12 protein-coding genes are annotated in these 13,046 nt (G+C 66.2%); 1 reads left to right on the top strand and 11 read right to left on the bottom strand.

What is annotated here, in order from left to right:
- Positions 1–53: 53 nt before the first annotated feature.
- The 11 genes from D7S86_RS05490 to D7S86_RS05445 form a co-directional block, all read right to left on the bottom strand.
- A complete protein-coding gene (locus tag D7S86_RS05490; protein ID WP_121085215.1) occupies positions 54–668 on the bottom strand; it encodes a DUF4126 domain-containing protein in 615 nt (204 codons plus the stop codon).
- Between the two features lie 153 nt (positions 669–821).
- Positions 822–1,142 (bottom strand): quaternary ammonium compound efflux SMR transporter SugE, encoded by a 321-nt coding sequence (gene sugE / locus D7S86_RS05485; RefSeq protein WP_121084395.1) that lies wholly within the window; start codon positions 1,140–1,142, stop codon positions 822–824.
- A gap of 94 nt (positions 1,143–1,236) precedes the next feature.
- Entirely contained in the window at positions 1,237–2,832 is a 1,596-nt protein-coding gene (locus tag D7S86_RS05480) for an NYN domain-containing protein (RefSeq protein WP_121084393.1), read from the bottom strand.
- A 111-nt stretch (positions 2,833–2,943) separates the two neighbouring features.
- Positions 2,944–3,642: a two-component system response regulator KdpE gene (kdpE, locus tag D7S86_RS05475; RefSeq protein WP_121084391.1), complete on the bottom strand. Its 699-nt coding sequence runs from the start codon at positions 3,640–3,642 to the stop codon at positions 2,944–2,946.
- Positions 3,639–6,458 (bottom strand): sensor histidine kinase, encoded by a 2,820-nt coding sequence (locus tag D7S86_RS05470; RefSeq protein WP_121084389.1) that lies wholly within the window; start codon positions 6,456–6,458, stop codon positions 3,639–3,641. Before D7S86_RS05470 ends, kdpE begins: the two co-directional genes overlap by 4 nt.
- 65 nt (positions 6,459–6,523) lie before the next feature.
- Positions 6,524–7,120, bottom strand: coding sequence for a potassium-transporting ATPase subunit KdpC (gene kdpC, locus D7S86_RS05465; protein ID WP_121084387.1), 597 nt, complete (start codon positions 7,118–7,120; stop codon positions 6,524–6,526).
- Between the two features lie 14 nt (positions 7,121–7,134).
- A complete protein-coding gene (kdpB, locus tag D7S86_RS05460; RefSeq protein WP_121084385.1) occupies positions 7,135–9,192 on the bottom strand; it encodes a potassium-transporting ATPase subunit KdpB in 2,058 nt (685 codons plus the stop codon).
- 181 nt (positions 9,193–9,373) lie between these two features.
- Positions 9,374–11,179 (bottom strand): potassium-transporting ATPase subunit KdpA, encoded by a 1,806-nt coding sequence (gene kdpA / locus D7S86_RS05455; protein ID WP_121084383.1) that lies wholly within the window; start codon positions 11,177–11,179, stop codon positions 9,374–9,376.
- Positions 11,176–11,271: a potassium-transporting ATPase subunit F gene (locus D7S86_RS05450; protein ID WP_121084381.1), complete on the bottom strand. Its 96-nt coding sequence runs from the start codon at positions 11,269–11,271 to the stop codon at positions 11,176–11,178. Before D7S86_RS05450 ends, kdpA begins: the two co-directional genes overlap by 4 nt.
- The gene (locus D7S86_RS29900; RefSeq protein WP_205962752.1) at positions 11,268–11,375 is read right to left on the bottom strand and encodes a potassium ABC transporter ATPase; all 108 of its coding nucleotides are present in this window, start codon (positions 11,373–11,375) and stop codon (positions 11,268–11,270) included. Before D7S86_RS29900 ends, D7S86_RS05450 begins: the two co-directional genes overlap by 4 nt.
- Positions 11,376–11,718: 343 nt before the next feature.
- Positions 11,719–12,366 (bottom strand): TetR/AcrR family transcriptional regulator, encoded by a 648-nt coding sequence (locus D7S86_RS05445; protein ID WP_121084379.1) that lies wholly within the window; start codon positions 12,364–12,366, stop codon positions 11,719–11,721.
- Positions 12,367–12,470: 104 nt separating this feature from the next.
- On the opposite strand from D7S86_RS05445, the gene rsxB reads away from it, so the two are divergent.
- Positions 12,471–13,046: electron transport complex subunit RsxB (gene rsxB / locus D7S86_RS05440; RefSeq protein ID WP_121085214.1), on the top strand; the 576-nt coding region annotated here is incomplete at its 3' end.

Here is a 13,046-nt window from a genome sequence, read left to right as displayed (position 1 = left end):
TCGAGGAAGGGAGAAGGCGGGATGCGTCGCGGTTCGTGAAGCCTGCGTGGCGCTCACTCGTGCTTGCCCCGCAGCGGTTCGACACCGAGCATATGCGTGGCCATGCCGCGCCAGCCGCCCTGCACGCCGCGCCACAGACGCGGCAGCACCCAGCCCGCGAAGCACAGGAAACTGATCAGCAGGACGAGAAACACCGCAGGCAGAAACAGCGCGAGCGTGAGACCGACGATCATCAACACGTCTTCGGCGCTCGACGCGATCCAGTTCGACAGCGGCTCGGGCGAGAGATTGATCAATGCACGGCTGCCTGCCTTGGTCAGATGCGCCGAGGCGGCGAGCGCGCCGCCCGCGAGCGCGGCCAGCGTCTGCAAGCTCGGGTCGGAGTGACCGAGCGCGGCGGCGGCGAGCAAGGCGCCGGCGGGAATCCGAATCAGCGTGTGGACCGCATCCCAAAGCGAATCGAGCGCGGGAATCTTGTCGGCGAAGAACTCGACGATCGCGAGCACGGCGGCCAGCGACATCATCCACGGAGAAGCGAGAAACGCGAGTGCGGGAGGCAGATGGACGACGCCGATCGCCGCGCCGAAGCCGACCAGCGCAATCGTCAAATACAAACGCAGCCCACTGGCCCACGCCAGTCCGGCCGACAGGGATAAAGCTGAAAGCATCGCCGCCTCCTTCACGCCTCACGCCTTAAAGCGGCGCATGCGGTTATGCGAACGATTATAACCATCGCATTCGATATTCTTCCAAGCGAAAACACCCGAATAATCGCGAATCCGTCGTATTTCCGGTCGAAATCGAAATAAATTACGGCTTATTTAATGGACAGACGAAAGTTTGAGTCCGATCAAGCCGATAACCACGCATCCCGCACTCGCGATGCGCATCCATGACACGGCTTCGCCGAGGTAAATGATGCCGAAAATAAACGCGCCGACCGCGCCGATGCCCGTCCAAATCGCGTAAGCGGTGCCGAGCGGCAAATGTTTCATCGCGAGCGCGAGCAGTCCGAAACTCGCCGTCGCGGTCACCACCGTGAAGATCGACGGCCCGAGGCGCGTGAATCCCTCCGAATGCTTGAGGCCGGCCGCCCAGGCGACTTCGAGAAAACCCGCGATAACCAGATAGATCCAGGACATGCGCCCCGCTCCTTTCAATATGACGGGGTCGTGCCCGATCGATGCGACGGCCGATACAGCCGTCCATTGAAGGCAGATTGTAAGCGATCGCGCGCTACGCCGGCGTCGCGGCCTTGCGCGGACGTCGGCCGCGCGGCGGGGCCTTTTTCTTCGCAGCGGTCTTCGCTGCCGTCTGCACCGAAGTCTCGGCCGCTTGCGGCGCGACCGGCTCGGCGGCATCGCCGACCCTCGGGCCGGCCGACAGCGGCGGCTCGACCTCGTCACGCCGCGGCGCGTCGTTCGGCGCGAGCAGCGACGCCTGGGCCGCATCGACACTCGACACTTCGCGCGCGGCCGCCGGCTTCTTCTTCGCGGTCTTGCGCGCGGGTGTCTTGCGCGGCGCTTTCGGTGTTTTCGGCGGCGTGCGTGACGGCACGACATCGATCGGTTCTGACGACGCTTCAGCGTCATCGCGCGCCGGCTCGCTCACGAATTCGGCGTGCGTCCATGCGTCCGAACGCGTCTCGCCGTGCATCGCTTCAGGCGTCTCGCCATGCGGGTCGAAGCGGCGCGCCGCGTCCGCGACGCGTTCAGGCGCGCGATCGGACGCGTCATACGCATCCTGATCCGGTTCGCGACCCTCGCCCGCGCCATGCGGCGCGTCGCTTGCCGCGGCGGCGCCCTCTCCAAGCCCGGCGATCGACAGTTGATCGTGCGCGCCGCCGCGCCGACGCGCATGCCGATCCTTGTCCTTGCGGTCTTTCTGGCGACCGTCGCGCGCGTCCGATCGCGGCTCGCTCTGCACGGCGGCGGCCGGCGTCGCCTGAGCGGCCGGCGCCAGGGCCGCCCCTCGGCGTGGCGCGCCATCCGCGCTCGCCGCGCCTTCCTGCATGCGCGACACGAACGTGCCTGAACGATCGTCGCGTCCGAAATCGAGCAAGCTGCGCGCACGCGCCTCTTCGAGCAGATTTCCGAATGCGCGGAAGCCGTAGTACGACTCGCTGAAATCGGGCTTGCGGCGCTTGATCGCGCTCTTGAGCACCGACGCCCAGATCTTGCCGCCGTCGCCCTGCTCCGACACGAGCGCGTCGAACGTCTCGACCGCGATCTCGACGGCCTGCAGCTTGCGCGCTTCGGCGTCGTCCTTGCGGCGTTTGTCCTTGTCCTGATCGGCCGTGCGCTTGTTGGCCGCTTCGGCGTCATGCTTCGCGCGCTTGGCCTCGGCACGTTGACGCTCGCGCACGAGGTCGTCGTAGAAAATGAATTCATCGCAGTTCGCGACCAGCAGGTCCGACGTCGAATTCTTGACGCCGACGCCGATCACGCGTTTCGCGTTCTCGCGCAGCTTCGACACGAGCGGCGAGAAATCGGAGTCGCCGCTGATGATGACGAATGTGTCGACATGCGACTTCGTATAGCAGAGGTCGAGCGCATCGACGACGAGGCGGATGTCGGCCGAATTCTTGCCCGATTGCCGGACGTGCGGGATCTCGATGAGTTCGAAGTTCGCCTCGTGCATCGAGGCCTTGAACCCCTTGTAACGCTCCCAGTCGCAGTACGCCTTCTTGACGACGATGCTGCCCTTGAGCAGCAAGCGCTCAAGCACGGGTTTGATTTCGAACTTCTCGTATTTCGCGTCGCGTACGCCGAGCGCGACGTTTTCGAAGTCGCAGAACAGCGCCATGCTCACGCTTTCGTTGGGTGTGGCCATGCGGGCTCCATGGGGATGGGCGTGGCGCGTCGCACACGCCAATCGACGCGCACATGATAGCCGACATCGGATCGCGCGCTCACCGGCGGAACGCACCGCCGCGACATGCGCTCAGGCCGCGCCGACGAGCCGGTAGCCGACGCCCGTTTCCGTGATGATGTGTTCGGGTTGCGCGGGATCGCGTTCGAGCTTCTGGCGCAGATGCGCCATGTAGATCCGCAGGTAATGCGCGCTCTCGACATGCGACGGTCCCCAGACGTCGCGCAGCAACTGCCGATGCGTGAGCACGCGGCCCGCATGCCGGATCATCGTCGCGAGCAGCCGGTATTCGAGCGGCGTCAGATGCACGAGCGCACCGTCGCGCCGCACGTGACGCATCGGCAGATCGACTTCGATCGAACCGAAACGCACGACGGGCGCTTCGCTGCCGCTCGCGCGATCGCGCCGGCGCAGATGCGCGCGCATCCGCGCGAGCAGTTCCGAGACGCCGAAGGGCTTGGTCAGATAATCGTCGGCGCCCGCGTCGAGCGCCTCGACCTTCTCGGTCTCCTGGCTGCGCGCCGACAACACGATGATCGGCACCTCGGCGAAGCCGCGCAGGTCGCGAATCACGTCGATCCCGTCGATATCGGGCAGCCCGAGATCGACGATCACGAGATCGGGCCGGCGCGTCGCGGCTTCGACGAGCCCTTGCCGGCCCGTCTCGGCCTCGTGGACCGTCATGTCCTGCGCTTCGAGCGCGCTGCGCACGAAACGGCGAATCTGCTTGTCGTCCTCGACGAGGACGATATGGACGACGGGGTCGCTCATCCTGCGTGTCCTTGATCCAATGCATCGACATCGACGTCGATATCGACGTCGGCTTCCGGGGCGGGCGGCAACGGCGGTTCGCCGATCGGCAACATCAGCGAGAAGCGCGCGCCCGATACCGTGCCGTCGATCGGCAGTCCGTCCGCGTCGACGCGCGGCCGGTTCGCGGCGCCGATCGTCCCGCCGTGCGCCTCGACAATCGCGCGGCAGATCGCGAGACCGAGCCCGATGCCGGGCTTCGCCGATTCCTTTTCGCCGCGCATGAACTTGTCGAAGATACGGACCTCGGCGCCCGCCGGCAAGCCCGGACCGTCGTCGTCGACGTCGATGCGCATCGTCGGTTTGCCGTCGACGTCGATCACGCTCGCCGAGACCGTCACCGGCGTGCCGCTCGGCGTGTACTTCGCCGCGTTCTCGAACAGGTTCGCGAACACGCGCTCGATGAGCACCGCGTCGATCTGCACGAGCGGCAGATCGGCCGGGACGCGCACGGCGACCGGATGCGTCGCGAGCGTATGGCGGCTATGCCGAAGCGCCGCGCCGACCACCTCCTCGATCGTCGTCCATTCGCGATTGAGCCGCACATGCCCCGATTGCAGCCGCGCCATATCGAGCAGATTCGTCACGAGCCCCGTCATGCGCTGCGCTTCGTCATGAATCGCATCGAGCAGCGGCGCCTGCGCCGGATCGAGCCGGTCGCGCGATTGCGCGAGCATCGACGCGAATCCGACGAGCGACGTCAACGGCGTACGCAGATCGTGCGAGATCGCCGAGAGCAGCGAATTGCGCAGACGCTCGGACTCCATGTCGACGAGCGCGTCGCGCGCGATATCGACGTAATGCACGCGTTCGAGCGCAAGCGCGATCTGCGCCGCGCAGGCATCGAGCATGCGCTGCTGTTCGGGCGCATCGAGCGCGCCGAAGTCCTCGCAGAGGATCGCGAGCACGCCGCGCGTGCGCATCGGCGCCTTGAGCGGCACATAGAGCGCGTGCGACGCGGGCAGCGTATCGGTGCCGCGCCCCGCGCGCTTTTGCTGATCGTAGACCCATTGCGCGACATCGAAATCGATCGCGTCGTTCGCGAGCATCGCCGGACCGCTCGGATTGTCGAGCGGCTGGCGGACCGCCTCGTCCGAATCGGGCAACAGCACCGCCACGCGCGCGCGAAACAGCTCGGACACGTGGCGCGCGCCGATCTCGACGATCTGCTCGGTCATCAGCGCCGCCCCGAGTTCGCGCGCGATCTCGTACATCGCGCTGCTGCGCCGCTCGCGCAACGAGGCGATGCGGACCTGGCCGCGCAGCGTCGAAGTCAGGTGGCTGATCACGAGCGACGTGATCAGCATGCCCGCGAACGTCAGCAGATATTGCGTATCGGAAACCGACAGCGACATCCGCGGCGGTACGAAGAAGAAATCGAATGCCGCGACGCTCAGAAACGACAACACGATGCCCGGCCCGCGTCCGAGCCGATACGCGACGAACACGACCCCGAGCAGATAAAGCACGACGAGGTTCGCGAGATCGAGCCGGTTCGCGAGCGGCGTCGCGATCGCCGTCACGAGCGCGCCCGTCGCGAGCGCGCCGACATAGCCGCGCGCAGGCGATCGATCGTCGCGCCCGCCGACCCAGCGCCGCCAACTCGCGCCGCGCGCGGCCGCGCGTTCATCGGGCGCGGGCGGCGTCTCGACGCCGATCCGCGTGACGTCGAGATCGCCCGCGAGCTTCGCGATCCGTTCGCCGACGGGCCGCTGAAACACGCGCCATCGCGGCCCGGTCCGCGTGCGGCCGACGACGATCTTCGAGACGTTGCGCAGATGCGCGTAATCGACGAGCGATGCGGCCGCCTCGTCGCCGTCCAGCGTCGCGGTCTCCGCGCCGAGATCCTGCGCGAGCTTGAGCGCGCGCAGCGTGCGTTCGCGCAGCGTCTCGGGCAGACGCTGGAGCTGCGGCGTCTCGACATACGCGGCGATCCAGTCGGCGCGCAGACGCGTCGCCAGACGCGCGGCGGCACGCACGAGCGCGCTCGCCTCGGGCCCGGGTCCGATGCACACGAGCACGCGTTCGCGCGTCTGCCAGACGCGGTCGATCGAACGGTCCGCGCGATACTCGCGCATCTGCGCATCGACGCGATCGGCCGTGCGGCGCAACGCGAGTTCGCGCAACGCGATCAGATTGCCCTTGCGAAAGAAGTTGCGAACCGCGCGCTCGGCCTGCTGCGGCAGATAGACCTTGCCTTCGCGCAGGCGGTCGAGCAGATCGTCGGCCGGCAGATCGACGAGCGTCACATCGTCGGCCAGATCGAATACGCGATCGGGCACCGTCTCCCAGACGCGAATGCCCGTGATCTGTCCGACGATATCGTTGAGGCTTTCGAGATGCTGGACGTTGAGCGTCGTGAAGACATCGATGCCCGCATCGAGCAATTCGTGGACGTCCTGCCAGCGCTTCGCATGGCGCGCGCCCGCGACGTTCGAATGCGCGAGTTCGTCGACGAGGACCACCTGAGCGCGGCGCGCGAGCGCCGCGTCGAGATCGAACTCCTGCAACGCGCGCCCACGATAATCGATCGTCTGCAGCGGCAGCGCCTGCAAGCCGTCGAGCAAGGCCTGCGTCTCGGCGCGTCCATGCGTCTCGACGATGCCGACGACGACGTCCATGCCGTCGTCGAACAGACGCCGCGCGGCCTGCAGCATCGCGAACGTCTTGCCGACGCCGGCCGATGCGCCGAAGAAGATCTTCAGACGTCCGCGCTGCGCCTTGGCCTCGTCGCGCTGGAGCTTGTCGAGCAAGGCGTCCGGATCAGGACGATTCATGGATACGCACGCTCATTCAGGGCTGTGTCCTGGATCGGAAACGCGACGATGCGGGGCGTATCCGCCTAGTGATGCAATGCATCGAGCGCGAGATTGAGTTTGAGCACATTCACGCGCGGCTCGCCGAGCACGCCGAACTGACGCCCTTCGGTGAACGTGGCCACGAGATCGCGCACGACGTCTGGCGCAAGCTTACGCGCATTCGCGACGCGATTGATCTGATAGGCGGCCGCGGCCGGCGAAATCTCGGGATCGAGCCCGCTGCCCGACGACGTCACGAGATCGACGGGGACCGGGTCCGCGTTGGCGGGATCGGCGGCCTTGAGCGCGGCGAGCCGGCCCTTGACCTCGTCGGCCAGCGCCGGGTTCGTCGGCCCGAGGTTCGAGGCGCCGCTCGACGTCGCGTTGTACGGCATCGGCGAGGTCGCCGACAGGCGGCCCCAGAAATACCGCGGCGCGTCGAACTGCTGGCCGATCAGTGCCGAGCCCACGGGTGCGCCGTCCTGCTCGATGAGGCTGCCGTTGGCCTGATGCGGAAACAGCGCCTGCGCGACGCCGGTCACGACGAGCGGATAGGCGGCGCCCGTGACGACCGTCAGACCGACGAACATGACGACGAGCGGACGAATGAGGGCGTTGAGGGATTGCGCAAAGGATGTCATGGAGCCGTCTCCGTTCAGACCCAGCCGGCCGCGGCCAGCACGATGTCGATGAGCTTGATGCCGACGAACGGCACGAGGATGCCGCCGAGGCCGTAGATCAGCAGGTTCCGGCGCAGCAGCGTCGCCGCGCCGAGCGGCCGGTAGCGCACGCCCTTCAGCGCGAGCGGAATCAGCGCGATGATCACGAGCGCGTTGAAGATCACGGCCGACAGGATCGCCGACGCGGGCGTCGTCAGATGCATGACGTCGAGCGCGCGCAGTTGCGGATAGGTCGTCGCGAACGCGGCCGGAATGATCGCGAAGTACTTCGCGACGTCGTTCGCGATCGAGAACGTCGTCAACGAGCCGCGCGTCATCAGCATCTGCTTGCCGATCTCGACGATCTCGATGAGCTTGGTCGGGTTCGAATCGAGATCGACCATATTCCCCGCTTCCTTCGCGGCCTGCGTGCCCGTGTTCATCGCCACGGCGACATCGGCCTGCGCGAGCGCCGGGGCATCGTTCGTGCCGTCGCCCGTCATCGCGACGAGCATGCCGCGCGACTGGTAGTCGCGGATCGTCGCAAGCTTCGTTTCGGGCGTGGCCTCGGCGAGGAAATCGTCGACGCCCGCCTCCGCCGCGATGGCCGCCGCCGTCAGCCGGTTGTCGCCCGTGACCATGACGGTCTTGATGCCCATCGTGCGCAGCTCGCCGAAGCGCTCCTTGATGCCGCCCTTGACGATGTCCTTGAGTTCGATGACGCCGAGCACGCGTGCGCCGCCGTGCGCGATCTCGGCGACCACGAGCGGCGTGCTGCCGCGCCGCGCGACTTCATCGACCTGCGCCTGCACACTCGACGCAAAGGCGCCGCCATGCGCGTCGACCGAGCGGCGGATCGCATCGGCCGCGCCCTTGCGGATCTGGCGCTCGCGCAGATCGACGCCGCTCATGCGCGTCTGCGCGGTGAACGGCACGAACGTCGCCGCAAGCGCCTGCATATCGCGTTCGCGCAGATTGAAGCGGTGCTTCGCGAGCACCACGATGCTGCGGCCTTCGGGCGTCTCGTCGGCGAGCGACGCGAGTTGCGCCGCATCGGCCAGCTCATGCTCCGTGACGCCCGCCGCGGGCATGAACGCCGATGCCTGGCGATTGCCGAGCGTGATCGTGCCGGTCTTGTCGAGCAGCAGCACGTCGACGTCGCCCGCGGCTTCGACGGCGCGGCCCGACGTCGCCATGACGTTGGCCTGCATCATGCGGCTCATGCCCGCGACGCCGATCGCCGACAGCAGCGCGCCGATCGTCGTCGGGATCAGGCAGACAAGCAGCGCGACGAGCGCCGTGATCGTCACGACATGCCCCTGCTTGACCGCTTCGACGCTGAACATCGAGAACGGCAGCAGCGTCGCGGTCGCGAGCAGCAGCACGACGGTCAACGCGACGAGCAGGATCGTCAGCGCGATCTCGTTCGGCGTGCGGCGGCGCTTGGCGCCCTCGACCATCGCGATCATGCGGTCGAGGAACGCTTCGCCCGGATTGACCGTCACACGCGCGACGATCCAGTCCGACAGCACGCGCGTGCCGCCCGTGATCGCCGAAAAATCGCCGCCCGATTCACGGATCACGAGCGCGGATTCGCCGGTGATCGCCGACTCGTCGACCGACGCGACGCCTTCGATGACCTCGCCGTCGGCCGGAATCGTATCGCCGGCTTCGATAAGCACGACGTCGCCCTTGCGCAGATCGGACGCGGTCGTCACGCGAATCGACGCGTGGCGCTCGGGTTTTTCGAGTTTCTTCGCCATGACGTCGCGCTTCGCGCTGCGCAGCGCGGCCGCCTGCGCCTTCGAACGGCCTTCGGCGAGTGCTTCGGCAAAGTTCGCGAACAGCACCGTGAACCACAGCCACAGCGCGATCGCGAGGATAAAGCCCGCGGGCGCCTCGGCTTCGCCGCCGAGCGCGGCGATCCAGAGCACGGTCGTCAGAATCGAGCCGACGTAGACGCAGAACATGACCGGATTGCGGAACTGCGTGCGCGGCGACAGCTTGCGAAACGCGTCGACGATCGCGGGCCTGAGCAGCGCGGGATCGAACATCGAACGCGCACTCGAACGGCGTGCCGCGTCGTGCGGGTGTTCGGAGGGAAGCGTCGCGGGCGGCGTGGCCGGGGTCGCCGGCTGAGCACGCTCCGAACGCGTACGGGAATGGGGTGCCATATCGATCCTTGTAGTGTCGATCCTTGTATCGATGCGTCCTTGAACGGGTGCGATCCCGCTATCAATGGGCGGCGATCATCTGCAGATGTTCGGCGACGGGGCCGAGCGCGAGCGCGGGCACATAGGTCAGCGCGCCGACGAGCACGACGGTGCCGAGCAGCAGCACGACGAACAGTGTGCCGTGGGTCGGCATCGTGCCGGCGCCGGGCGCGATGCGTTTTTTCGCGGCCAGCGAACCGGCGATCGCAAGCATCGGAATCAGCGGACCGAAGCGGCCGAACCACATCGCGATCGCCGTCATCGCGTTGTAAAACGGCGTGGACACGGTCAGGCCCGCGAACGCGCTGCCGTTGTTGTTCGCGACCGAACTGAACGCGTAGAGGATTTCGGAAAAGCCGTGCGTGCCCGGGTTCGCGATGCCCGCGACGCCGGCCGACGCGAGCACGGCAATCGAGGTCCCGACGAGCACGAGCAAGGGCGTGAGCAGCACGACGATCGAGACCATCTTCATCTCGTACGCTTCGATCTTCTTGCCGACGTACTCGGGCGTGCGGCCGATCATGAGCCCCGCGACGAACACGGCCAGCAACGCGAACGCGAGCATCGTGTAAAGCCCCGAACCGACGCCGCCGAAGATCACTTCGCCGAGCTGCATGAGCAGCATCGGCGTGAAGCCGCCGAGCGGCGTCAGCGAGTCGTGCGCGTTGTTGACCGCGCCGCACGACGCCGAGGTCGTCGCGACCGTGAAGATGCCCGACGACACGATGCCGAAGCGCGTCTCCTTGCCCTCCATATTGCCGCCCGACTGCAATGCGCTCGCATGCTGGTCGATGCCGAGCGACGCGTAGATCGGATTGCCGGCCTGCTCCGAGGCGATCTCGGAGACGCACGCGACCGCGAACGCGATCGTCATCGCCGCGAGCACGGCCGCGCCCTGGCGGCGATCGCCGACCATCGCGCCGAACATCACGCAAAGCGCGGCCGGAATCACGAGCATCGCGATCATCTGTACGAAGTTCGAGAACGGCGTCGGGTTCTCGTACGGATGCGCCGAGTTCGCGTTGAAGAAGCCGCCGCCGTTCGTGCCGAGCATCTTGATCGCTTCCTGCGACGCGACCGGACCCATCGCGAGCGTTTGCGTCTTCGCGGTCAGTGTGTCGTTCACGGCATTGCCCTGCGCGTCCTTCACGGGGTTGCCCTGCGCATCGACCTTGGGCTGCGTGTATTGCGTCGCCTGAAGCGTGGGCACGTCCTTGTACGCCGAGAAGTTCTGAATCGCGCCTTGGCTCACGAAAACCAGGGCAATCGCAACTGAAATCGGCACGAGTACATATAACGTCGAGCGCGTGACGTCGACCCAGAAATTGCCGATCGTCTGCGCCGAATGACGCGCGAAACCGCGGATCAGCGCGGTCACGACCGCGATGCCGGTCGCCGCCGACAAGAAGTTCTGCACCGTGAAGCAAAGCATCTGTATCAGATAGCTCGCGCCGGATTCGCCCGAATAATCCTGCCAGTTCGTATTGGTCACGAAGCTCACGGCGGTGTTGAACGCGGCGTCGGGCGTCATCGCGGCGATGCCGGCCGGGTTCAGCGGCAACCCGGCCTGCACGCGCAACAACACGTAGATCGCGACGGTGCCGAGCACGTTGAACGCGAGCATCGCGACGGCGTAACCCTTCCAGCTCATCTCCTGCGTCGGGTCGACGCCGCCGAGCTTATAAAAGCCGCGTTCGGCCCAGCCGAACCAGCGAAGCACGCGCGACGATCCGTCGAGCACGTGCGTCATATAGCGGCCGAGCGGAATCGCAAGCGCGATCAGCACCACCGCGTACACGACAAACTGAAGCCAGTCGTTGGAGGTCATTCGAGTTCCTCCGCGTTGAACAAAGCGTAAGCGAGATAGACGAGCAGAAACGCCGTCGAGGCGCCTGCCAACCAGAGCATCCAGAGGGTCATGGCCGCCCCCCGACCGCGCGGCGGCGCAGCACTTCGCAGCCTTTGAGCAGGCCGACGGTCAATGCGGTGAACACGATGAGTCCACCGACATACAGCACGTCCATATTGGGTCTCCGTTGAACGCAGTGACGAGGACTGCATCGTCGCGCGTCGGCGATAAAGACCGGGGCAAAGTTGGGGGGGTGGGTGTAAAGACCGCGTAAACGTCGAACACGGCGCGTCGGACACAGCGCATGGAACTCAGTGCATGGAATTCAGCGCACGGACCTCGGCGGCGGCGGAAGACGCGCACGTGGCCGTGCATCGTCGACGGCCTGCGCTCGATATGCGAATAGGAGACGTGACGCGGCGGCGCGACGCCGGGCGCGTCTCACCGTACGACGAGCCGGGACCGCGACCCCGCCCAGGGCGAACGTGTCGCGCCGCAGTCCCGCAACGAATCGAACGTCAGGCGTTCGCGGATGCGCCGTGACGCAGGTACGACAGCACCATATCCGTCGACATCTTGACGACTTCGGCGCGCTCCTGCGCTTCGGTGAAATCGCGGCCGAGAATCGCCGCGAGCGTATAGCGATTCGACAGCACGTAATAACCGAGCGCCGACAGCGTCACATAGAACCGGACCGCATCGACATCCTTGCGGAATACACCCGCATCGGCGCCGCGCTGGAGAATCGTCGCGGTCATCGACGTAATCGGCGACATCATCTCGTTTATCCGAGACGATCCCTTGATATATCGCGCTTCGTGCAAATTCTCGTTATTGAGCAGCCGAAGCAATTCCTGATGCTCGAAATAATAATTCCAGATGAAATGTGCGAGCTGAGTGATCGCTTCAACCGGTTCGAGACCCGCGAGATCGAGCTCGCGTTCAGCATCGGCCAGGCCCGCGAAGGCCTGTTCGAGAACCGCGGTAAACAGCTGTTCCTTGCTGCCGAAGTAGTAATAGAGCATCCGCTCATTGGTCAACGCACGCCGCGCGATCTGATCGACGCGTGCGCCCGATAATCCGCCGTTGGCAAATTCTTCGGCCGCCGCGGTCAAAATGCGACGCCGGGTCCCCTCTGGATCTCTTTTGATTTTTGGCTCGTTCATGGTGGCATCCGCGACCAAGGGAGAGGCAGCCGATTATGGCATAACGTTCTGTAAACCAAACAGAATCGGCGATAATCTTGGGTCCGTGTTTTCACTCATATCCAGTGTCCCCCGTCACCGCCTCCCCGCCGTCGCTCGCCGACCGGATCGAAGACCTGCTGCCGCAGACGCAATGCACGAAATGCGGCTACGCGGGGTGCCGTCCGTATGCCGAAGCCCTTGCCGACGGCACGGCCTCGTATGACCAGTGCCCGCCCGGCGGGGCCGAGGGTATCGCGCGTCTTGCCGCCTTGCTCGACAAGCCCGTCATCCCGTTGAACGTCGAACACGGCGTCGAGCGGCCGCGGCCCGTCGCGCGCATCGACGAAAGCATCTGCATCGGTTGCACACTATGCATCCAGGCGTGCCCCGTCGACGCGATCGTCGGTGCGGCCAAACGCATGCATACGGTCGTCGAGTCGCTGTGCACGGGATGCGATCTTTGTGTCGCGCCCTGTCCGGTCGATTGCATCTCGATGATCGCGGTCACGGGCGATGCGACCGGATGGGCCGCCTGGACGCAAACGCAGGCCGACGACGCGCGCGCGCGGCATGCGCGCCGGCTCGAACGCGACCGGCGCACGCGCGAGGCCGCCGAGCGCCGAGGCGCCGCGCGACAGGCCGCGGCCGCGGCCCACCGC

Source organism: Pararobbsia silviterrae (genome assembly GCF_003628125.1).
Taxonomy (GTDB): Bacteria; Pseudomonadota; Gammaproteobacteria; order Burkholderiales; family Burkholderiaceae; genus Pararobbsia; species Pararobbsia silviterrae.
The sequence above is the reverse complement of the archived record's forward strand: the minus strand, read 5'-3'. Positions and strand labels throughout refer to the sequence as shown.

Coding starts and splice junctions, on each gene's coding strand:
- kdpA (WP_121084383.1), bottom strand. CDS start 11,179: ATGACCTCCAACGACTGGCTTCAGTTTGTCGTGTACGCGGTGGTGCTG.
- D7S86_RS05490 (WP_121085215.1), bottom strand. CDS start 668: ATGCTTTCAGCTTTATCCCTGTCGGCCGGACTGGCGTGGGCCAGTGGG.
- kdpB (WP_121084385.1), bottom strand. CDS start 9,192: ATGTTCGATCCCGCGCTGCTCAGGCCCGCGATCGTCGACGCGTTTCGC.
- D7S86_RS05445 (WP_121084379.1), bottom strand. CDS start 12,366: ATGAACGAGCCAAAAATCAAAAGAGATCCAGAGGGGACCCGGCGTCGC.
- kdpE (WP_121084391.1), bottom strand. CDS start 3,642: ATGAGCGACCCCGTCGTCCATATCGTCCTCGTCGAGGACGACAAGCAG.
- D7S86_RS05450 (WP_121084381.1), bottom strand. CDS start 11,271: ATGACCCTCTGGATGCTCTGGTTGGCAGGCGCCTCGACGGCGTTTCTG.
- kdpC (WP_121084387.1), bottom strand. CDS start 7,120: ATGACATCCTTTGCGCAATCCCTCAACGCCCTCATTCGTCCGCTCGTC.
- D7S86_RS05470 (WP_121084389.1), bottom strand. CDS start 6,458: ATGAATCGTCCTGATCCGGACGCCTTGCTCGACAAGCTCCAGCGCGAC.
- sugE (WP_121084395.1), bottom strand. CDS start 1,142: ATGTCCTGGATCTATCTGGTTATCGCGGGTTTTCTCGAAGTCGCCTGG.
- D7S86_RS05480 (WP_121084393.1), bottom strand. CDS start 2,832: ATGGCCACACCCAACGAAAGCGTGAGCATGGCGCTGTTCTGCGACTTC.
- D7S86_RS29900 (WP_205962752.1), bottom strand. CDS start 11,375: ATGGACGTGCTGTATGTCGGTGGACTCATCGTGTTCACCGCATTGACC.